Source organism: Actinomyces sp. zg296, assembly GCF_009829695.1.
Taxonomy (GTDB): Bacteria; Actinomycetota; Actinomycetes; order Actinomycetales; family Actinomycetaceae; genus Actinomyces; species Actinomyces marmotae.
The window spans coordinates 50,612-71,517 of record NZ_VWPG01000010.1 but is presented as its reverse complement, the minus strand read 5'-3'; the positions used below and the strand labels follow the sequence as shown (position 1 = coordinate 71,517).

Sequence of the window (20,906 nt, the reverse complement as noted above, 5' to 3'; positions counted from 1 at the left end):
TGAGGGGAGGGCGGGGAGAGGGCACAATGGGGGCGCCAACCGTAGTCCCGATGGAGGCCCAGATGACCCGCCAGAACAAGGCCGCAGGCGGCCCCGCCGATGAGCGCGACGCCCGGGAGGTGCTGAGCGCCCAGCGCGTATGGACCGGCCCCATCTGCGCCGTCGACGACGAGATGATCCGCCTGTCCCCGGGCGCCTCCGAGCCCATCCGCCGCCAGACCATCGCCCACCACGACGCCGTCAGCATCGTCGCCCTCAGAGAGGCCGAGGAGTCCTCCCAACCCGACGGCGCGGCCGAGATCCTCATGGTCCGCCAGTACCGCCACCCCGTGCGGGCCGCCCTGTGGGAGATCCCCGCCGGCCTGCTGGACATCCCCGGTGAGGACCCGGTCATCGCCGCCGCCCGCGAGCTCGCCGAGGAGACCGACCACGCGGCCGAGCGCTGGGACGCGCTCATCGACTTCTACGCCTCGCCCGGCTTCACCACCGAGGGCGTGCGCTGCTTCCTCGCCCGGGGCCTGCATCCGATCCCTGTCGAGGAGCGCGCCGAGCGCGAGGCCGAGGAGGCCGAGTTCGATCCCACCTGGTTCCGCTTCGACGACGTGCTCGACGCCGTCATGGGCGGGCGGCTCCACAACCCCTCCACTGTCGCGGGGGTCCTCGCCGCCGAGCGCGCCCGGAAGCGCGGCTATGAGGGACTGCGCCCCGCTGACGCCCCCTGGATGCGCAGCCCCGAGAGCATGTGACGCGCGTAGGACTTCAGGTCCTCGCGCGGCATGGGGCGAGGACTCCTGGCTCAGGTGGTCAGGCGTGCGCCATGCCACGTTGCGCCACGGCGTCATCAAGTTGCGCTGCTCCAATTTAGGCACAAAGATGATGCTTAAAATGGGTGCCAGGCCGACGGCGCCCTGGGCGCCTCGGTGGCGCCCGCGCGCAGTGCGAGGGACGGGAGAGGGGGAAGCGTGAGTCCTGTAAGTCCGATGAGCCCGAGTCCGATCGGCCCGGGCGCTCCCGCGGATGACGAGTCCACCCGCGTCAAGGTCCTCGACCTCATCGTTGAGAAGGGGCCCGTCTCCGCCGCCCAGCTCGCCGCCATCCTCCACCTCACGCCCGCCGCCGTGCGCCGCCACATCACCGCCCTGGAGGACAACGGCCAGATCGCCGTCCACACCCCCACGGGCGTGGGCAAGCGCGGCCGCGGGCGCCCCGCGCGCCACTACGTCGCCACGGCGTCGGCGCGCACGAACCTCGGCGAGGGCTACTCCGACCTCGCCACCCGGGCCCTGAGCTACCTGTCGCAGGTCGCGGGGGACAAGGCCGTCGGCTCCTTCGCCGCCTCCCGCGGACGGGACCTCGAGCGCCGCTACATGCGCATCGTCGAGGCGGCGGGCAAGGACCCGGCCGACCGGGCCATGGCCCTGGCCGACGCCCTCTCCGCGGACGGGTACGCCGCCACGATCCGCGACGTCGGCGACGGCACCTTCGCCGTCCAGCTCTGCCAGGGTCACTGCCCGGTGCGCGACGTCGCCGGTCAGTTCCACGAGTTGTGCGACGCTGAGACCCAGGCCTTCTCCCGGCTGCTCGGCGTGCCCGTCCAGCGCCTGGCTACCCTGGCCGGGGGAGACCACGTGTGCACCACGCACGTGCCCATCGTCATGCCCGCGCTGCGCAAGCGCGCCGCGCGGACCATCGCTCACACGCGAGGCAACCGGCCCCAGCGAACGGAAGGAACCCGATGACGTCAACCACGACCGAGCCAGCCGCGCGCAGCGACGACGAGATCATCGACTCGATCTCGGCGTCCTACGACTTCGGTTGGCATGACTCAGACGAGGCCGGCGCCAACGCCAAGCGCGGCCTCGACGAGCAAGTCGTCCGGGAGATCTCCGCGATCAAGGGTGAGCCCGAGTGGATGCTCGCGAAGCGCCTCAAGGCCTACGAGACCTTCGAGCGCAAGCCCATGCCCACCTGGGGCGTGGACCTGTCCCAACTCGACATGGACGCCGTCAAGTACTACGTGCGCTCCACGGACCGGCCCGCAAACTCCTGGGACGACCTGCCCGAGGACATCAAGAACACCTACGACCGCATCGGCATCCCCGAGGCCGAGCGCGAGAGGCTCGTCGCCGGCGTCGCCGCCCAGTACGAGTCCGAGGTCGTCTACCACCAGATCCGCGGTGACCTGGAGGAGCAGGGCGTCATCTTCGTCGACACCGACACCGCCGTGCGCGAGTACCCCGAGCTCGTGCGCGAGTACTTCGGCTCCGTCGTGCCCGCCGGTGACAACAAGTTCGCCGCCCTCAACACGGCCGTGTGGTCCGGGGGGTCGTTCATCTACGTCCCCAAGGGCGTGCACGTGGAGATCCCGCTGCAGGCCTACTTCCGCATCAACACCGAGAACATGGGCCAGTTCGAGCGCACGCTCATCATCGCCGACGAGGACTCCTACGTCCATTACGTCGAGGGGTGCACCGCCCCGATCTACTCCACCGACTCCCTGCACTCGGCGATCGTGGAGATCGTGGTGAAGAAGAACGCCCGCGTGCGCTACACGACCATCCAGAACTGGTCCAACAACGTCTACAACCTCGTCACCCAGCGCGCCACCTGTGCCGAGGGCGCCACCATGGAATGGGTCGACGGCAACATCGGGTCCAAGCGCAACATGAAGTACCCGGCCGTCTTCCTCATGGGCCCCCATGCCCGCGGAGAGGCCCTGTCCATCGCCTTCGCCGGCGAGGGTCAGCATCAGGACACCGGCGCCAAGATGGTCCACATGGCGCCGCACACCTCGAGCCACATCGTCTCGAAGTCCATCGCCCGCCACGGCGGCCGCTCCGCCTACCGGGGCCTGGTGCAGATCATGAAGAACGCGCGGCACTCCAAGTCCAACGTGCTGTGCGACGCCCTGCTGGTCGACGAGATCTCCCGCTCGGACACCTACCCCTACGTGGATGTGCGCACCGACGACGTCGAGATGGGCCACGAGGCCACCGTCTCCAAGGTCAGCGCGGACCAACTCTTCTACCTCATGCAGCGCGGGCTGACGGAGACCGAGGCGATGGCCACCATCGTCCGGGGCTTCGTCGAGCCCATCGCCCGCGAGCTGCCCATGGAGTACGCCCTCGAGCTCAACCGCCTCATCGAGCTCCAGATGGAGAACTCGGTCGGCTGACGGCCCCCGCCTCGCCGAGCCCATCACCCACCCCTATCAGGAACACGACATGACCGACCTGCGCACCGACCACTCGCGCGCCACCGCCCAGGGCTCCCACAGCCACGGCGCCGCCGCGCGGCCCCGCTACGTGGCCTCCCGGGCCGACCGCCCCACCTCCTTCGACCCCGCGGACATCCCCGTGCCCCGAGGGCGAGAGGAGGAGTGGCGCTTCACCCCGATTAAGCGCTTCGCCCCCCTGTTCGATCTCGACGCGGTCGCCTCCGGCACCCGGGCCGGGGTCGTGAGCACCGGCGTCGACGCCCCCGACGGCGTGGTCGTCGAGGAGCTCGCCCGGGACGACGCGCGCCTGGGAGCGATCGGCGCGCCCGTGGACCGCACGGGCGTCGTCGCCTGGGCCGCCTTCCCCGCCGCCACCGCCATCACGCTGAGCGCGGGCGCCCGCCTCGAGCGCGCCGCGCGAGTGGCGATCCGCGGCGATGACGCCGAGCTGGCCCACCCCAGCGCCCAGCACCTGCTCATCACCGCCGAGCCCGGCTCCACCGGCACCGTCATCCTCGACCACACCGGTGCCGCCGCCCTGACCCAGACGGTGGAGATCGTCGTCGCCGACGGCGCGGAGCTCACCGTCGTCACCGTCCAGGGGTGGGATGACGCCGCCGTCCACGCCTCCAACCACCGCGCTCGCGTGCAGGGGCGCGGCGCCCTCAAGCACGTCGTCGTCTCCCTGGGCGGGGACACGCGCATCGCCCCCGACCTCGGCTTCAGCGGTGAGGGCGGGCGCATCGACGCCTACGGCGTCTACTTCACCGATGCCGGCCAGCACCAGGAGCACCGCCCCTACGTGGCCCACACCGAGCCGCACTGCTACTCCCGGGTCACCTACAAGGGCGCCCTCCAGGGCGACGGCGCCCACGCCGTCTGGGTGGGGGACTGCCTCATCGGGGCCGGGGCTCGCGGCACCGACACCTACGAGCTCAACCGCAACCTCGTCCTCACCGAGGGGGCCAAGGCCGACTCCATCCCCAACCTCGAGATCGAGAACGGCAACATCGAGGGCGCGGGCCACGCCTCGGCCACCGGCCGCTTTGACGACGTCCAGTTGTTCTACCTGCGCGCCCGCGGTATCCCCGAGGCCGAGGCCCGGCGCCTCGTCGTCCTGGGCTTCTTCAACGAGATCGTCTCCGAGATCGGCGTGCCCGAAGTCGAGGAGCGCCTTATGACGGCCATCGAGCACGAGCTCGAACTCACCGGCCTCATCTCGGCGGGCCCCGACGCCCCAGTTGACGAGCAGCCGTGAGCGCCCGTCCCCGAATCACCCAGCGCAAGGCGCGCATCCATCAGGCATCAGAAGGCAGCAGAAGAAACTCATGAGCACCCTCGAGATCATCAACCTCCACGTCCAGGTCTCCACCAACGACGGCCCCAAGCCCATCCTCAAGGGCGTCGACCTGACCATCGGCTCTGACGAGATCCACGCGATCATGGGCCCCAATGGCTCGGGAAAGTCCACCCTGGCCTACTCCATTGCGGGCCATCCCGACTACGAGGTCACCGACGGCCAGGTCTTGCTCGACGGCGAGGACCTGCTGTCCCTCAGCGTGGACGAGCGCGCCCGCGCCGGCCTCTTCCTGGCCATGCAGTACCCCGTTGAGGTCCCGGGCGTCTCCGTGGCCAACTTCCTGCGCACCGCCAAGACCGCGATCGACGGCCAGGCCCCCAAGGTGCGCCAGTGGGTCGGCGAGGTCGGCTCAGCCATGGAGCGGCTGCGCATGGACCCGTCCTTCAATCAGCGCGACGTCAACGCCGGGTTCTCCGGGGGTGAGAAGAAGCGCTTCGAGATCCTCCAGATGGAGTTGTTCAAGCCGCGATTCGCCGTGCTGGACGAGACCGACTCCGGGCTCGACGTCGACGCGCTGCGCATCGTCTCCGAGGGCGTCAACCGCCTGCACGAGACCTCCGACGCCGGATTCCTCCTCATCACGCACTACACGCGGATCCTGCGCTACATCAAGCCCGACTTCGTCCACGTGTTCGTCGATGGCCGCGTGGCCGAGCAGGGCGGCCCCGACCTGGCCGACCGGCTCGAGGAAGAGGGCTACGACCGCTACCTCAAGTGAGTTGATCATGCGCGCCCTCACACCGACTGACTCCCCCGACGCCGAGCCGCTGAGCGCGGTGGAGGTGGCCCGTGCCCGCAAGGACTTCCCCTACCTGGGGCGCCCCGCGCGCAACGGGCGCGAGCTCGCCTACCTCGACTGGGCCGCCACCGCGCAGAAGCCGCAGTGCGTGCTGGACGCCGAGGCCGTGTTCTACAGGATGAGCAACGGCGCGGCCGGGCGCTCTACCTACCAGCTCGCCGATGAGGCCACCGCCTCCCTGGAGGACGCCCGCGAGGCGATCGCCGCCTTCGTGGGGGCCCGGGCCGACCAGCTCGTCTTCACGAAGAACGCCACCGAGGCGATCAACCTCGTGGCCCTGGCCATCGGGCACGCCAGCCTCTCCCGCCCCGCCGCCGGGGGGCCCGGCGCGGCCTCTGAGGCGGACCCCGCGCGTCGGCTCGCCCTGGGCCCCGGGGACGAGATCGTCGTCACCCGGGCCGAGCACCACGCCAACCTCGTGCCCTGGCAGGAGCTTGCCGCCCGCACAGGCGCCGCCCTGCGCTGGCTCGACCTCGACGACGCCGGCCGCATCGACCTGGCCACCCTCGGTGTCATCACCGAACGCACGCGGGTCCTCGCCCTCGGCCACGCCTCCAACGTCACCGGCGCCCTGGCGCCCCTGGGCCCCATCCTCGACGCCGCCCGGGCCGCCGGCCGCGCCGGGGGCCGCGAGCCGATCGTCGTGCTCGACACCTGCCAGACCGCGCCGCACATCCCGCTTGACTTCGCCGCGCTGGCCGCGGCCGGCGTCGACGCGATGGCGCTGTCCAGCCACAAGATGTGCGGTCCCACCGGCGTGGGCGCGCTCGTGGCCACCGAGGAGCTCCTCGACGCGATGCCGCCCGTCCTCACCGGCGGCTCCATGATCGAGGTCGTGGCCATGGAGTCCTCCACCTACATGCCGCCCCCGGCGCGCTTCGAGGCCGGCAGCCAGCCCCTCGCCCAGGCCGCGGGCTGGCACACCGCCGTCGACTACCTCGGGATCCTGGGCATGGACCGCCTGCGCGCCCGCGAGGCCGAGCTCACCGCCCACGCGCTCGATGGCATGAGGCGCATCCCCGACCTGCGGATCATCGGGCCCGACGACACCACCGACCGCCTCGGCGTCATCGCCTTCACGATCGAGGGGGTCCATCCCCACGACGTGGGCCAGGTCCTTGACGCCGCCGGTGTCGCCGTGCGCACCGGCCACCACTGCGCCCAGCCGATCCACGCGCATTTCGGGATCCACGCCTCCTCGCGCGTGTCCTTCGGCCCGACGACCACCATCGAGGAGATCGACCGCTTCCTTGAGGCCGCGGCCGGTGTCCAGTCCTATTTCCGGAGGTGACGGCCATGAACGAACTCGACCAGCTCTACCAGCAGGTCATCCTCGACCACTCCCGTGAGCGGCACGGCGAGGGTCTGCCCGCTGATCCCGCCGGCCTCAGCCACCAGGTGAACCCCACCTGTGGGGACGAGGTGGACCTGGGGCTGAGGGTCGAGGATGGGCGCCTGGTGGCCGTGGGCTGGAAGGGCGAGGGCTGCTCGATCTCCCAGGCCTCGATCTCGATCATGCACGATCTCATCGATGGCGCTGACCTGGCGACGGTCGCCAGGCTCTCCCGGGACTTCGATGAACTCATGCACTCGCGCGGGCGGGGCGTCGACGGGACGGTCCTCGACGCCCTGGAGGACGCCGCCGCCCTGGAGGGCGTCTCGAAGTACCCCAACCGCGTCAAATGCGCGCTCCTGGGCTGGATGGCCCTCAAGGACGCGCTCGCTCAGGCGGGGATCGCCCTGCCCGCCGTCGAGGACTGACTCGCGGCACCGAGCGGGCCGCGCGAAGAACGCGCCCCGCGCCGACCCACCCGACCCCGGACGCCTCCCAGGAGGGATCATGACCGACCACCCGACCACCGCCGCCAACCCGATGGCCGCCCAGCACCCGCCCACCCCCGTCCCTCCCGACGTGGACGTCGCCGCCATTGAGGAGGCGCTGCGCGACGTTATCGACCCCGAGCTCGGGATCAACGTCGTGGACCTGGGCCTCCTCTACGGCGTCTCCTTCGACCCCGACGGGACGGTCGTTCTCGACATGACTCTGACGACCGCCGCCTGCCCGCTCACCGATGTCATCGAGGAGCAGGCCCAGCAGGCCCTCGCCCTCATCGCCGACAAGGTGCGCATCCAGTGGGTGTGGCTGCCGCCGTGGGGCCCGGACAAGATCACCCCCGAGGGCCGCGAGCAGCTGCGGGCGCTGGGCTTCAACGTCTGACCCCTCGGATCGAGACCGGTCGAAAACAGTGCCGAGACCGGTCGAAATGAGGATCGAGACCGGTTCACCCGGGCGCGCCGGTCGCTGATGCACCGGGGCGGTGGTCCTCATCGCGGGCCAGTTCGGCGCCCCAGGCTGGGCCCTTTCGATCTGGCCGCAGACGAGCGCTCCGCCGCTCGCGGCCTCCGCGTAGCGCCGAAGCAGGGCTCGACGACGATCACGGCGCGCTTGTTCGTTGTTCCTTTCGGTGAAGCGCGGTTAATGGTCGGATGCCATGGGGATGGCGGCGGCGTGAGCGGGATGAGGACGCCAGCGCGAGGTCACGGCGCCTTATGCGCACGACGGCGATTCCGATCATCATCACGGATGCGCAGAGCAACCACCACGAGCCGGGCCGGCCGGCCTGCGCCAGAGGATTGGCGGCGCGGACGCGCTCCGGCACGCCGATCGTGGCGCCGAACTGGATGAGGCCCACGCAGATCGGCGGCGCCAACCAGGCCATGCCGCGCCAGCGGGGCAGGAACGCGCAGATGGCGGTGGCGACCGACGCCGCGGCGACCGACGCGGGCCACTGCCCGGCCACCAGACGGATCGCATCACGGGTACTGGTTCCCAGCGCGCCGCCCCCGACGCCGGCCGCCGACACGGTGGCGCAGCACAGGGCGAGCCCTGATCCGACCGCGGCGGCGCACCACCAGGCGAGCAGCAGCCGGGCGGGTCGAACGCCGGTCGAGGCCAGTACTTCCGCGCGCCCCACCAACTCATCGGCGCCCGCGCGATTGGCCAGCGACACCGCATGGAGGGCGGCGAGCGCGCCGATGAGGGAGCCGACGTATCCCAGGAAAGCCTCGCCGACGTCGTCGCTACCGCCGAGAATCGCCCCCATGCCGCTGCCGGGGTCGAACGCGCCCTCCTGAGCGCGAGCCACGAGATCCCCACCCATGTCGATGAGCAGCCAGACGCCCGCCGACAGCGCGAGCGCCCACACGGTGATGCCGCCCCGCGCCAGACGCAGCGCGAGAAGCACAGGACCGCTGACGCCCAAAGGGCGGCCCGCGCGCGGCGAACGCATGGTGATAAGCCCCTGCCCCAGGTCCCTTAGCCGGGCGGTCAGCATGGTGATGATGACGAGGAGCATCCACGCGCAGCCTCCCCATAGCACGGGCCCCCAGGCGTTCTGCCCGCCTGGTGAGATGGCCTGGCGAAGATGGAAAGGGGAGACGCGGCCGAGCACATCTGCCCACCCCGAGTCCTGGGAGCAGGAGAGCCCGTAGATGAGGTAAGCCGCCGCTAGGACGGCCAGCCCCAGACCACGGGCGCCCGGGGCGTCGGAGGCGATCTGGCCGACGAGATGGGCGAGCGCGGCGAGCAGTAGGCAGGTGAGCCCCACCGCCGTCCCATAGGCGCGGGCGTCGGCTAGGGAGACTCCGTCGAGAGCGAGCAGTCCCGTGCCCGCACCGGCCGCGATGAGTGCGCTGAGCAGGGCGAGTGTGAGGGCCTGCCCTAGGACTCGCCGCGCCGGCCCCACGGATGCGGCGTGCAGGATTTCGGCGCGTCCCCGGTCCTCTTCACCCCGTGTGAGAGCCGCCGCGTAAAACACGACGACGACGCCGATCCCCAGGCAGGTCATCGCTCCCAACTCCCATACGGCCATCTGCACGGGGCCGGCTCCATGAGCGAGACTTCCGTACAGCAGCAGAATGGTGTCGTTGGCGCGGGCCGACGCCACCGCTCTCGCCATGGCGGCCTGATCGCTGTAGGTGGTGCCGTAGCTGGGGCACAAAAGCGCGGTGAGCACCAGGACCACTGCGGGCAGGGTGACGAGCCAGGCGCGCTCGGTGCGCAGACGCAGCCGCATGTGGGCGCTCCACGCGTGCGGCCCGCGAAGACGGTGCGGGCTCATCGAGCACCCGCCTGGTAGTGCTCGAGGAAGACCTCGTCGAGCGAGACCGGCGCGCAGGTGATCTCCTGGGCACCCGCATCGATCAGGGCGGTCAGGAGCCCCGCCACCCGCTCAGCGGGCACCGACGCGGTGAAGCGTCCATCGGCGTCGGGAGCGGGCGAGGACGGGGACTGATGCGCGGGCAAGTCGTCGGAGGCGCCGTGAGCGGGCCCGCCACGAGGTTCCCAGGCAGGGTCCACGCGGCTGCCCTGAGGCAGACGGCAGGTGATGCGCGACGATCTGAGATGGCGCAGTTCGGACATGGACCCGGATTCGACGGCGCGGCCGTCCTTGACGATCGTCACCGCGTCGCACAGCCGATCCACCTCCGCCATGATGTGGCTCGACATGAGGACGGTCCGTCCCTGGCCCGCGGCCTGACCCACCGCCTCGACGAAGACCTCCGATTGGAGGGGATCGAGCCCGGAGGTCGGCTCGTCGAGGATGAGCAACTCGCAGGGCGCCGCCAGGGCGGCCACGAGCATGACCTTCTGACGGTTTCCCTTGGAGTAGGAACGCATGGGCTTAGAGGGGTCGAGCCGGAAGGCCTCGATGAGCTCGGCCTCGCGGCGCTGATCCCGGGCGCCGCGCAGGCCCGCCAGGGCATCGAGCGCCTGGCCGCCGGTCAGGCCCGGCCACAGGGCGACGTCGCCGGGCACGTAGGCGCTCCTTCTGGTGATCATCCGCGCGTCTCGCGCGGGATCGAGGCCGAGCACGCGCGCGCTTCCGGCGTCGCGCCGGTACATGCCGAGCAGCACGCGGATCGTCGTGGACTTGCCCGCCCCGTTGGGACCCAGGAACCCGTGGATCTGCCCCGGGGGGACCGTCAGGTTGAGCCCGTCCAGCGCCCTGTGGCGCCCGAAGGCCTTCACCAGGCCCGTGACCTCGATGGCTGGGGGATCGGATGCTCGCATGCCCCTAGCGTCGGGTGTGACGCCGCGTCGCACGCAAGCCCAGTGTGCGGCCGCCCGGAGCCCAGGCCGCGCTACGGGCCCCAGTTATCGATCGCCTCCAGCAGTCTGCGCTCCAGAGCACGGGCGTAAACGGAGCCCAACTGCTCGAAGGAGGCGAAGAGCTGGAAGACCGCGCGAATGGCCTCCCGGTCCGCGGACCGGGCCAGGTCGCGCAGGCGCTCGGGCCCCGCGCGTCGGATGAGTCGGCTGACCGTCTCGGCGGCCATCGCCTCGGCCTCTTCCTCGTCCAGCCCCTCGCTGGCCCTCCCGTAGTCCGCCAGGGTGGCGGCGTCATCATCGGTGCCCGGGACGGGGAAGAGGAACTCCGCCTCCGCGGGCATCTGCCCCCGGTAGCAGGCCAGATCGACGGCGTCGCGATCCGCCCTCACAGCGGCCCGGGTCCGCTCATCGGGTGCCGCCGCCTCCATGCGATCGAAGAACGCGGCCATGCGCGGGGGCATCGGGCTCACCGACATCCCCTCACGAGAGCGCTCCAACAGCGCGGCGAGCATGTCGCGCTGAGCGGTGACCTCCTCCAAATGGGCCTCCACGGAGGTCAGGGCCGCGGCGAGATCGCGGCTCACCGGATCCTCATCGGCGCCGACCGCCTCGGGCGGCGCGTGATCGGCGCCGGGACCGCCCCCCTCCACGCCGTCGAGCACACGGGCGACGGCGCTCAGCGGCACCCCGGCCCGCACCAGCCAGCGGATACGCGACAGGCGCGCCACGTGGCTCAGGTCGTAATCCCGCCAGCCACCGCGCTCGGCGGGAACCGGCAGCAGCCCGAGGGAGTGGTAGTGGCGCACCGCCCGCACCGTGGTGCCCGTCAGCCGGGCGATCTCCGCGACTCGCATGCGCCCAGTGTGGCAGGACGAGGGCGGCGCCGCCGCGGGAAAGGGCGCCCGCAGCGCATCCGGGCGCGCCCCGGAGCGCCCCGCCCCGGAGCGCCCCCGGGCGCCCCGCCCGGGCGCCCGTGTGCAGCGCTCCCCATCAGTGCCCAGGCGTTTTCCACGATCTCGCGGCGCTGCCTTGCTAGCCTCGAGTCATGCTCTCCCTCTACAGTCTCAAGCACTGGTACACCCGGAGGCTCACCTTCCTCATCAACGCGTCGGTGAGGCACGGCATCAGCCCCGACGCGTGGACCCTCGCCGGCGTGATCGCCGGGGCCCTCGGCGCCGGCGCAATCGCCATGGGCTGGTGGCCCCTCGCCTTCCTCCTGCTGGCCGCGCGGCTGGGCGGGGCCAACCTCGACGGCGCCGTCGCCCGGGCCCGGGGCGTGTCCCGCCCCTTCGGCTTCGTCCTCAACGAGATCGGCGACCGCGCCTCCGACCTGCTCATGATGGCGGGGCTCGTTGGCCTGGGCGCACGGATCGGGGCCCCGCAGGCCACCATCGTCGCGCTGCTCATCGCGGCGCTCGCGGCCACCCTGCCCACATTCATCAGCCTCTCCGCCGCGGGCGCGGGCGCCCCGAGGCTCAACGGCGGACCGCTGGGGAAGACCGAGAGATGCCTTATCGCCGTCGTCGCATCGGCCGTGCCGTCGTGGCTGGCGCCCGCGGCATGGCTGCTCATCGCCGGCTCAATCCTCACCGCCGGGACTCGACTGGCGCGCGCCCACCGCCTGCTGCCCTCGCCCGGTGCCCGGCCGGAGGTCGGGAGCCCGCTGGGCGCCGGACCCGCGCAGTGAGGGCCCCATGTCCGGACTGCCGCTCCTCCCAGCAGGACCGATCCCCGCCATCGCATCGGGCGGGGCCGAATGGATGCTCTTTGGTGATCGCGCCTGGTCCGTCACCATCCCGGGGATCGGGCTGACCCTGACGGGCAGGGCTGTGCTGCTGGCCTGCGTCACCCTGGCGGTACTGGCGCTCAGCGGCGCGGCGGTCGCGCTGGCCCACAAGGCCGAGCTGCGCGAGCGGTGGATGACCTGGGCGATCATCGTGCCTGTCGTCGGGCTGCCGATCTGGGCGGGAAAGGGCACCACGGCGCTGCTCGCCGCGGCCCTGGCCGCGCAGGCCACCCGCGAGCTCGCCCGTCTGGCGCGGTTGCCCAGGGCTGAGACCCTCCTGCTGCTCCTGCTGGCGGTGGCCTACCCCGTGTCCGCATGGCTCAGTCCCAGCCTCCTCGCACTCGCGCCGGTGATGGTGCTCGTGTGCGCCCTGCCCGCGGTTCTTCAGGGGGACAGCGCCGATGGGCTGCGCCGGGCGAGCATCACGGGCTTCGCCTCCGTGTGGATCTGCTGGTCCCTGGCCCATCTCGTGGTCCTGTGGCACGACGCCTTCCTCATCGCCTTCGCCGCCGCGGCGGCCGACGTCGCCGCCTGGTGCGGGGGGACGGGCCTGCGCCGCTTCGCCTGGGCGCGCCGCCCGCTGTCGCCCCTGTCCCCGAACAAGACCGTCGGCGGGCTGGCGGGAGCGCTCACCGGCACGGTGGTCGTCCTGGCCCTCCTGGGCGCGCTGAGCCCGGGGGCGGTCGTCGCCATCGGCGTAGGCGGCGTGCTCGGCGACCTCCTGGAGTCCCTCATCAAGCGCACCGCCGGCGTTAAGGACGCCGGTGACTGGCTCCCGGGTTTCGGGGGCTTGCTCGACCGTGTCGACTCCCTCCTCCTCGTCCTCCCCCTGGCCGCGGTGCTCGCCTGATCGACGCGGCGGCAATCCCAGCAGACCGAACACCCGAAGGAGCTCCCATGCCACTGCCATCCTCCCTCTCAACCCTGCCGGGCGCCTCCGAGATCGGCAGGGCCGGCTCCCGCCTGCGCTCGGTGGTGCGCACCCCGGCGAAGGTCACCTGGCGGGCCGTCGCCCGCCAGAAGTTCTGGACCGCCGTCATCGCGCCCTTCGGCGGGGTGCGAGTCGAGGGCGAGTTCGATTCCACCGGCCCCTACGTCGTCGTCGCCAACCACGGCTCCCACGCGGACACGATCGCCCTGATGAGCGCCTCGCCGACCATGATGCGGGTGGTGACGGTGGCCGCTCAGGACTACTGGTTCGTCAAGCGCTCGCGCCGACTGGTGGCCCGCGGCCTGCTCGGCGCCTACCCTGTCAGCCGCGACGGCGAGGGCGCCTACGAGGAGCTGCGCGGCGTCCTGGAGGACCGCGTCGCCGAATCCATGAGCGTTCTCATCTTCCCCGAGGGCACGCGCAGCGTCGACGGCGAGCTCGGCCGCTTCCACTCCGGCGCGGCCCGCCTGGCCAGGGACTTCGGTATCCCCGTGCTGCCCGTCGCGCTCGTGGGCTCGCGCGAGCTCATGCCGAAGAAGGGTGGCATGCCCCGCTATTCGCCCGTCGAGGTGCGGGTCGGAGAGCCGATCCCCCCGAGCGACGACGTCGTGGCCGTGAGCGAGGAGGCCCGAGCCCAGATCACGGGCCTCCTGAGCGTTCCCCGCCGGCCCTACCCGGTCTCCGACATCCACACCATCGCCGCGCAGGCGATGAGCGGAGCGCGCGGGGACGCCGTCATGTTCGCCTGGGGGATGGCCGAGGCCCTCTCCTTCCCCGTCATGGCGGAGATGAGCCAGGTCTGGCTCGGCATCACCCAGCCCGGCCTGCTGTGGCGACGGGGCGCCGCCGTCGTCGCCGGATCAGTCAGCGGCGTGCTCCTGGGCCACGTCCTCGCCGCGCGCGGGGCGCGCCTACCCGCCCCGTGGACGCGTCCCGCCATGCGCGGGGCCACCGCCCGCTACTTGGATCGGGGCCCGAGGGGCTACTGGATGCAGGCGCTGACCGGTATCCCCGTCAAGCTCTTCGCCGCCGAGTCGGGTCGGCGTGGGCTGCCCCTCGGGCGGGTCGCCCTCCACGCGACGGGGGAGCGGGCGGCGCGCATGGCGGCGTCCACCGCCTTGATCGTCGTCGCGGAGAAGCCGCTGGGCAACCTCGTGCGCCAGCACTTCGGCCCCTACTTCGTGGCGACGGGAGCGACCTTCGGCATGCTGTTGAGCCGCGTCATCAAGCACTGGGAGCGCTGAGCGCGGTCAGAGCGGCGGCCCGCGCGGCCCTCAGAGCCGGGAGGCGTCGACGGCGAAGGTGTCGCAGGCCCTGAGGTCGCCCTTCGCCAGGCCCGTCTTGAACCAGCGCACGCGGGATTCCGAGGAGCCGTGCGTCCAGGAGTCCGAGTTGACGCCGGCCCCGGAGCGCTGCTGGATGTGGTCGTCGCCCACGGCGGAGGCGGCGTTGAGGGCGGTCTGGATCTCCTCATCGCTGGGCGTTTTGAGGAAGGGCTTGCCGGTCTCGGGGTCTTTGGCCGTGGAGGCGTGGTGGACCCAGGCGCCGGCGTAGCAGTCCGCCTGGAGCTCGGTGCGCACGGAGTCGGAGTCGGCGCCGGTGCCGGAGCGGTCGGTCCTGCTCATCGTTCCCTGGAGGTTCTGGATGTGGTGGCCGAACTCATGGGCGACGATGTACTCCTCGGCCAGGGGCGTGTCATTGGCGCCGAGCCGGGACTCCATGTCGGAGAAGAAGGACATGTCGAGGTAGACGGTGGAGTCGCCGGGGCAGTAGAAGGGACCCACGGCGCTGCTGGCGGACCCGCAGGCGGTGGAGACCCGGTTGCCGTTCCACAGGACGAAGCCGGGCTTGGTGTAGGCGCGCCCGTCCTGGGCGGGCAGTTGCTCGCCCCACACCGCGTCGAGCGACTCGGCGGTGGCCACCATGCGGCACTGCGTGTGCTTGTTCGCGGCCTCGCCGGTGGTGCATATCGAGGTGTCGATCGAGGATGAGCCCGTCTGAGCGGCGCCCCCGCCGTCGTCCTGGCTCACCAGGCCGGTCAGGTCCACGCCGGTGAGTTGGGAGAGCAGCATGACGGCGATGACCGCCAGCACGGACCCGCCGCCGATGGCGGCGCCGCGGCGCCCCGTCGATCGCGTCGAGACCCGGTTCGGGTCGAGCTCGATGCCAGAGTTGAAGGACACGGTTCCTCCGATGCGGTGCGGGAGCCGGGGGACTGGCCCTCCGGCGCGTGACGGCACCAGGGTACTGGTAGAGCACGGGTAGGCTGGCCGCGTGCTCTACGACCTGCTGTACAAGACCGTGCTGACGCGAATCGATCCCGAGATCATCCACGACATCTGCCTGGACGCGATCGAGGCCACCGGGCGCGTTCCCATCGTGCGCGACCTCGTGCGCCAGATGTGGGGGCGCCGCCCGAGCCTGCCCGTGCCCAGCGCCTCCCAGGGCGGCCCCTTCGCCCGCCCGGTTCCCGGGATCCTGGGCCTGGCCGCGGGCATGGACAAGGAGGGCAGGGCCGTCGAGGGCCTGGATATGCTCGGTTTCGGCTTTATCGAGGTCGGCACGTTCACCGCCCGCGCCCAGCCCGGCAACGACAAGCCCCGCATGTGGCGCTACCCCGAGATGCGCGCGATCCGCAACCGCATGGGATTCAACAACGACGGCGCCGATGAGGCCGCCCGCCGCCTGCGCGCCCTGCGCTCGACGCCCAGGGGCCGCTCGATCGTCGTGGGCGCGAATATCGGCAAGACCAAGGCCACCGCGCTTGAGGACGCGGTCGAGGACTACCGCTACTCGGCCTCCCGGGTGGCCCGCTGGGCCGACTACATCGTCGTCAACGTCTCCAGCCCCAACACCCCCGGCTTGCGCAGCCTGCAGAGCGTGGAGTCCCTCAGGCCGATCCTCATCGCCGTGCGCGAGGCCGGGGACGCCGCCGCGCGCAGGCGCGTGCCGCTCCTGGTCAAGATCGCCCCGGACCTGGCCGATGAGGACATCGACGCCGTCGCTGACCTCGTGCGCGAGCTGGAGCTCGACGGCGTGGTGGCCACCAACACCACCATCGCCCATGACCTGGGTGAGGGGGGCCTGTCCGGCTCGCCGTTGCTGCCCCGGGCCCTGGAGGTCGTGCGCCGCCTGCGCGCGCGACTGGGGGAGGGGCCCACGATCATCGGCGTCGGCGGCATCTCCTCGATCATGGACGCCGAGCTCATGCTCGAGGCCGGCGCCGACCTCCTCCAGGCCTACTCGGCCTTCATCTACAACGGCCCGGCCTGGCCCGGCCGCATCAACCGCGCCCTGGCCGTCTCCCACGCCCGCCGCCCCGTGCGCTGAGCCGCCTTCTTCGACCGGAGGGGGCGGGATTCGGCGCGCGGGGCCGGCCGGGGCGATCAGGCCGGGCGGGGGTTGGGGGAGACGGCGCGGGTCAAAGCCGGATCGCGCGTGACGACGTCGCCGAGGGCGGTATCGATCGCCCGCATCACCGCCTCGTCTAGGACGACGCCGGAGGCCCCTACCGTGTCCCTCAGTTGCTCGGGGCGCGAGGCTCCCACGATGGCCGCCGAGATCGCGGGGTTCTGCAGGACCCAGGCGATCGCGAGCCGCGGCATGGTCAGGCCCGCTTCCTCGGCCACGCCCCGCAGGCGCTGGACGGCGGTGAGGACCTCGGGGCGCATCCACCTGGCGATCGTGCCCTTGCCGCCCTTGTCATCGGCGGCGCGAGAGCCCGCGGGCGGCTCAGCGCCCGGCAGGTACTTGCCGGACAGGACCCCCTGAGCCATGGGCGAGAAGACGATCTGGCCGATCCCCAACTCGGTGGAGGCGGGGATGACCTCGCCCTCGATGACCCGCCACAGCGCTGAGTACTGAGGCTGGTTGGACACCAGGCGGAAGCCCATCTGGGAGGCCAGCGCCTGGCCGGCGCGGATCTGCTCGGCCGTCCACTCCGAGACCCCGATGTAGAGGGCCTTGCCCGCGCGGACTACGTCCGCGAAGGCCTGCATCGTCTCCTCCAGCGGGGTCTCGTAGTCGTAGCGGTGCGCCTGGTAGAGGTCGACGTAGTCCACCCCGAGCCGCCTCAGCGAGCCGTTGATGCCCTCCATGATGTGCTTGCGGGACAGCCCCACGTCATTGGGGCCCTTCGGGCCGATGGGCCAGTAGACCTTCGTGAAGATCTCCAGGGACTCCCGGCGCTGCCCGGCCAGGGCGCGCCCGAGGGTCTCCTCGGCGACGGTGTTGGCGTAGACGTCGGCGGTATCGAAACTCGTGATCCCAAGGTCCAGCGCGGTGTGGACGCAGTCGATGGCGGTGTCCGCCTCGACCTGTGAGCCGTGGGTGATCCAGTTGCCGTAGGTGATCTCGGTGATTTTCAGCCCGGATGAGCCCAGGTGGCGGTAAGTGACCATGCCCCGACGCTAGCCCGAGGCGCGCCTGGTTGGAAGGGCTCTCGCGCCGGTGGGGTACTGAACCGGCGCGTCATCACTCCGGGTACTGGCGGCGGGCCACCTGCGGCTTGGGCTGGCGCATGCGGCGCATACTGACGCAGCGGGCCATGATGTACCAGAAGACCCGGCCCTGGGACGTCCAGGCCTCGCGGCCGAACTTGGCGTCGAGGCGGCGGCGCAGGATGAGCCAGCAGACGATGACGTCGAGGATCATGATGAGCGTCAGCGCGTACAGGCCGAGCATGAGCCACAGCATCAGTTGCCGCATCGACTGCCCGAAAAGGCCCAGGATGAGGACGGTGAAGGCTACGGGGATGAAGAACTCACCCACGGAGAAGCGGGCGTCGACGTAGTCGCGGACATAGCGCTTGACCGGTCCCTTGTCCCGGGCGGGGAGGTAGCGCTCATCCCCGGTCTCCATCGCCCGGCGCTGGCGCTCCCACGCCTCGTCGCGCCTCGCCCGGGCCTCACGCTTGGCGGCCTTGCGGTCCGTGGGCACCACCGGGTGCAGGCGCTTGGCCTGGGCGTCCCTGCGCTTGGGAGTGGGGCGGCCCTTCCCCCCGGCCTTGGACGGCGTCGTCTCGGGCTCAGGAGCGGGAGCCTCGTTCTTCTTGAAGAGCTTCACCGGCTCAGGGTAGCGGCTCATCCGCGATACCCTGCAAACCATGATCACCGTCGACTCGATCCGCGCCGCGGTGCGCGACGCCTTCCCCTCCATCGTTTCCGATCTGACCGATCTCGTGGCCATCCCCTCGGTCTCTGCCTCCAGCCATGACCAGGCCGAGGTGCTCCGCTCCGCCGAGCATGTGGCCGGTCTCCTGCGCGATGCCGGGCTGGAGGCCGAGGTGACCAGCGTGGACTGCCCCGACGGCACGCCAGGCCGCCCCGCGGTCCTGGCCCACGCCGATGGCCCCGCCGGCTCCCCGCGCGTGCTCATCTACTCCCACCACGACGTCCAGCCCGTCGGCGACCCCTCCGCCTGGCAGCAGGCCGACCCCTTCGTCGCCGAGCGGCGCGGTGATCGCCTCTTCGGGCGAGGGGCCTCGGACGACGGCGCCGGCGTCGTCACCCACCCCCACGCCCTGCGGATCCTGCGCGAACTCGGCGGCGGGGAGCTGCCCTGCTCCGTCACCGTGTACATCGAGGGCGAGGAGGAGGTCGGCTCGCCGTCCTTCGAGGCCTTCCTCGCCGCCCACCGCGACCGGCTCGACGCCGATGTCATCATCGTGGCCGACTCCTCGAACTGGAGGGTCGGGGTCCCGGCGCTCACTACCTCGCTGCGGGGCGTCGTCCAGGTCGACGCCCGCATCGACGTGCTCGACCACGCCCTGCACTCGGGCCAGTACGGCGGCCCCGTCCTGGACGCCGTGACCACCATGTGCCGGCTCGTGGCCACGCTCCACGACGACGCGGGCGACGTCACCGTCCCCGGCCTGGTCAGCGAGTCGACCGCCGCCCCCGACTTCCCCGAGTACCCCGAGGAGGACTTCCGCGCCGACGCCGGCGTGCTGCCCGGCGTCGAGCTCATCGGCACGGGGGACCTGACCGCCCGACTGTGGACCAAGCCGACCATCACCGTCATCGGCATGGACGTCACTCCCCTGGAGCGCTCCGGCAACGTGCTCGCCCCCTCCTGCACCGCCCGGATCTCCATGCGCATCGCCCCCGGGCAGGACCCCGGGCTGGCGATCGAGGCTCTCACCTCCCACCTGTCGTCCCACGTGCCCTTCGGCGCGCGCCTGACCGTCACCGGGCGCGAGGCGGGCCCCGCCTTCCACGGCTCCTCGGACACGCCCGCCGGACGCGCCGCCCACTGGGCCCTGACCACCGGCTTCGGAGTCGAGGCCGTCGACATCGGCCAGGGCGGCTCCATCCCCTTCATCGCCACCCTCCAGTCCACGTTCCCCGACGCCCAGGTCCTGGTCACCGGCGTCGAGGACCCGGACACCCGCGCGCACAGCGAGGACGAGTCGATGCACCTGGGGGACCTGGAGCGCATCGTCGTCTCCGAGGCCCTCCTCCTAGCGTGCCTGGGCGGGGCCATCGAGGCATGAGGGTCCTCCTCGCCCCGGGGGCGATGAGCCCCGAGCCCGGGGGAGCGCCCATCGCCGGGCTCGGACTGGGTGCCCGCGGCGTCGCCGAGGCCCTGGCCCGCGGGTGGTCGCGCGCCCGCCCGGACGATGCCCTCGCGCTCCTGCCGATTGCCGACGGCGGCCCCGAGCTCACTACCGCGATCCAGCCGAGCGCCGTCGAGGACCGCGCCGTCCTCGACGTCCCGGGCCCGCTGGGCCAGGCGCGGCAGGCGCCCCTCGTGCGCCTCGCGCGCGCCGCGGGAGCCAGGGGCGAGGGCTTAGGGGGCGCCACGTGGGTCCTCGACGCCGCGAGTGCCAGCGCCGTGCCCGCCGATCGCCGGGAGGCGGGCCGCGAGGCGCAGCGCGGCAGCACCCGGGGCCTCGGCGAGGCCGTGCGCCAGGCGCTGGAGCGCGCCCGGGAGGGCGACGTGCTCGTCGTCGGGCTCGCGCGCGCCGCGGCGCACGACGGCGGCGCTGGGCTGCTCGACGCCCTCGGCGGGCCCGAGGGGGCCCGCGTCTTGATCGCCGGGCGCGACGTCGTCCTCGCCCTGGCCGACACCTCGCCCCTGGGCGGGATGAACGGGGCGGGACAGGGCCTCATCGCCCTGACCGGGCTCGCCCCAGCCGTGGTCCAGGATCTCGACCGCGGGGCCTGCTCCTGGGCCTCGGCGCTCCTGCCCGCCCTCGCCGGAGGCGATCACGCCCCCAAGGCGCTCCCGATCGGCCAGGCGCCAGGTGCCGGGATGGGCGCTAAGGGCCACCGGGACGAGCCGCTGCGCCCCTCGGCCTGGGGGACGGGCGCTGGGGGAGGAGCGGCGATCATCCTCCGGGCGCTCGGGGCCCGAGCGCTCCCCGGGGCCCGCGTCATGGCGGGACTGACGGGCCTCGAGACCGCCGCGGAGGAGGCTGACCTGGTCATCACCGCCGTCGGGGAGGCCTATGACATCCTGGCCGACTCGGTCGTCGACGTGGTCGGCGCGGCGGCATCCCGACTGGCGCTTCCCGCGGTCCTCGTCACCGGGCTCTCAGCCGTTCCCCGCGGCGAACTCGCCGCGGCGGGCATCGTCTCCCAGTACGCGCTCACCCCCGCGGGCGACGGCGGGCAGTGGTTCGACGGCGGCCCACGCGTGATCGCGCGGCGCCTGGAGGGTCTGGGGGAGCGACTAGCGCGCACCTGGTCCCGCTGAGC

At 72.0% G+C, this 20,906-nt stretch carries 20 protein-coding genes; 14 read left to right on the top strand and 6 right to left on the bottom strand.

Annotated elements, in window-relative coordinates; translation table 11 throughout:
* The first annotated feature begins 62 nt into the window (after positions 1-62).
* The 8 genes from GVV76_RS08655 (at position 63) to GVV76_RS08620 (ending at position 7,594) form a co-directional block, all read left to right on the top strand.
* Positions 63-746 carry an NUDIX domain-containing protein gene (locus GVV76_RS08655; RefSeq protein WP_159523298.1) on the top strand — a complete coding sequence of 228 codons (684 nt, stop codon included), beginning with the start codon at positions 63-65 and terminating at the stop codon, positions 744-746.
* 234 nt (positions 747-980) lie between these two features.
* Positions 981-1,739: a helix-turn-helix transcriptional regulator gene (locus GVV76_RS08650; protein ID WP_159523296.1), complete on the top strand. Its 759-nt coding sequence runs from the start codon at positions 981-983 to the stop codon at positions 1,737-1,739.
* Positions 1,736-3,175: a Fe-S cluster assembly protein SufB gene (gene sufB, locus GVV76_RS08645; RefSeq protein WP_159523294.1), complete on the top strand. Its 1,440-nt coding sequence runs from the start codon at positions 1,736-1,738 to the stop codon at positions 3,173-3,175. The genes GVV76_RS08650 and sufB overlap by 4 nt, the downstream gene beginning before the upstream one ends.
* Positions 3,176-3,224: 49 nt before the next feature.
* Positions 3,225-4,475 carry a Fe-S cluster assembly protein SufD gene (sufD, locus tag GVV76_RS08640; RefSeq protein WP_159626411.1) on the top strand — a complete coding sequence of 417 codons (1,251 nt, stop codon included), beginning with the start codon at positions 3,225-3,227 and terminating at the stop codon, positions 4,473-4,475.
* 70 nt (positions 4,476-4,545) lie between these two features.
* A complete protein-coding gene (gene sufC, locus GVV76_RS08635; RefSeq protein ID WP_159523290.1) occupies positions 4,546-5,295 on the top strand; it encodes a Fe-S cluster assembly ATPase SufC in 750 nt (249 codons plus the stop codon).
* 4 nt (positions 5,296-5,299) lie between these two features.
* Positions 5,300-6,667: an aminotransferase class V-fold PLP-dependent enzyme gene (locus GVV76_RS08630; RefSeq protein ID WP_159626440.1), complete on the top strand. Its 1,368-nt coding sequence runs from the start codon at positions 5,300-5,302 to the stop codon at positions 6,665-6,667.
* 5 nt (positions 6,668-6,672) lie between these two features.
* Positions 6,673-7,137: a Fe-S cluster assembly sulfur transfer protein SufU gene (gene sufU, locus GVV76_RS08625; protein WP_159626409.1), complete on the top strand. Its 465-nt coding sequence runs from the start codon at positions 6,673-6,675 to the stop codon at positions 7,135-7,137.
* Positions 7,138-7,216: 79 nt separating this feature from the next.
* A complete protein-coding gene (locus tag GVV76_RS08620; RefSeq protein WP_159626407.1) occupies positions 7,217-7,594 on the top strand; it encodes a metal-sulfur cluster assembly factor in 378 nt (125 codons plus the stop codon).
* 217 nt (positions 7,595-7,811) lie between these two features.
* Here GVV76_RS08620 and GVV76_RS08615 read toward each other — a convergent pair whose 3' ends face one another.
* From GVV76_RS08615 to GVV76_RS08605, 3 genes are all read right to left on the bottom strand, one after another.
* Positions 7,812-9,452, bottom strand: a complete 1,641-nt coding sequence (locus GVV76_RS08615; protein ID WP_159626405.1) for a hypothetical protein — start codon at positions 9,450-9,452, stop codon at positions 7,812-7,814.
* 41 nt (positions 9,453-9,493) lie between these two features.
* Entirely contained in the window at positions 9,494-10,450 is a 957-nt protein-coding gene (locus tag GVV76_RS08610; RefSeq protein ID WP_159626403.1) for an ABC transporter ATP-binding protein, read from the bottom strand.
* A gap of 71 nt (positions 10,451-10,521) precedes the next feature.
* Positions 10,522-11,343 carry a MerR family transcriptional regulator gene (locus GVV76_RS08605; RefSeq protein WP_159523280.1) on the bottom strand — a complete coding sequence of 274 codons (822 nt, stop codon included), beginning with the start codon at positions 11,341-11,343 and terminating at the stop codon, positions 10,522-10,524.
* A 191-nt stretch (positions 11,344-11,534) separates the two neighbouring features.
* Between GVV76_RS08605 and GVV76_RS08600 the strand changes: the two genes are divergently transcribed.
* From GVV76_RS08600 to GVV76_RS08590, 3 genes are read left to right on the top strand one after another with little or no spacing between them, the layout of a single operon-like run.
* On the top strand, positions 11,535-12,176 hold the full coding sequence (locus GVV76_RS08600; RefSeq protein ID WP_235905207.1) for a CDP-alcohol phosphatidyltransferase family protein: 642 nt from the start codon (positions 11,535-11,537) through the stop codon (positions 12,174-12,176).
* Positions 12,177-12,183: 7 nt separating this feature from the next.
* The gene (locus tag GVV76_RS08595) at positions 12,184-13,125 is read left to right on the top strand and encodes a phosphatidate cytidylyltransferase (RefSeq protein WP_159626401.1); all 942 of its coding nucleotides are present in this window, start codon (positions 12,184-12,186) and stop codon (positions 13,123-13,125) included.
* A 47-nt stretch (positions 13,126-13,172) separates the two neighbouring features.
* A complete protein-coding gene (locus GVV76_RS08590) occupies positions 13,173-14,450 on the top strand; it encodes a lysophospholipid acyltransferase family protein (protein ID WP_159626399.1) in 1,278 nt (425 codons plus the stop codon).
* A gap of 30 nt (positions 14,451-14,480) precedes the next feature.
* On the opposite strand, the gene ypfJ is transcribed toward GVV76_RS08590, so the two are convergent.
* A complete protein-coding gene (gene ypfJ / locus GVV76_RS08585; protein WP_159523275.1) occupies positions 14,481-15,389 on the bottom strand; it encodes a KPN_02809 family neutral zinc metallopeptidase in 909 nt (302 codons plus the stop codon).
* 91 nt (positions 15,390-15,480) lie between these two features.
* Between ypfJ and GVV76_RS08580 the strand changes: the two genes are divergently transcribed.
* A complete protein-coding gene (locus GVV76_RS08580) occupies positions 15,481-16,536 on the top strand; it encodes a quinone-dependent dihydroorotate dehydrogenase (RefSeq protein ID WP_159626397.1) in 1,056 nt (351 codons plus the stop codon).
* A 56-nt stretch (positions 16,537-16,592) separates the two neighbouring features.
* On the opposite strand, the gene GVV76_RS08575 is transcribed toward GVV76_RS08580, so the two are convergent.
* Both GVV76_RS08575 and GVV76_RS08570 read right to left on the bottom strand, forming a co-directional pair.
* Complete coding sequence (locus GVV76_RS08575; RefSeq protein WP_159626395.1) at positions 16,593-17,606, bottom strand: aldo/keto reductase family protein; 1,014 nt, start codon at positions 17,604-17,606, stop codon at positions 16,593-16,595.
* A gap of 73 nt (positions 17,607-17,679) precedes the next feature.
* Positions 17,680-18,291, bottom strand: coding sequence for a DUF3043 domain-containing protein (locus tag GVV76_RS08570; RefSeq protein ID WP_159523272.1), 612 nt, complete (start codon positions 18,289-18,291; stop codon positions 17,680-17,682).
* Positions 18,292-18,310: 19 nt separating this feature from the next.
* Here GVV76_RS08570 and GVV76_RS08565 point away from each other — a divergent pair, with 19 nt between their 5' ends.
* Both GVV76_RS08565 and GVV76_RS08560 read left to right on the top strand, forming a co-directional pair.
* Positions 18,311-19,699 (top strand): dipeptidase, encoded by a 1,389-nt coding sequence (locus tag GVV76_RS08565; protein ID WP_159626393.1) that lies wholly within the window; start codon positions 18,311-18,313, stop codon positions 19,697-19,699.
* Positions 19,696-20,904 carry a glycerate kinase gene (locus GVV76_RS08560; RefSeq protein WP_159626391.1) on the top strand — a complete coding sequence of 403 codons (1,209 nt, stop codon included), beginning with the start codon at positions 19,696-19,698 and terminating at the stop codon, positions 20,902-20,904. Before GVV76_RS08565 ends, GVV76_RS08560 begins: the two co-directional genes overlap by 4 nt.
* The last annotated feature ends 2 nt before the right edge of the window (positions 20,905-20,906 follow it).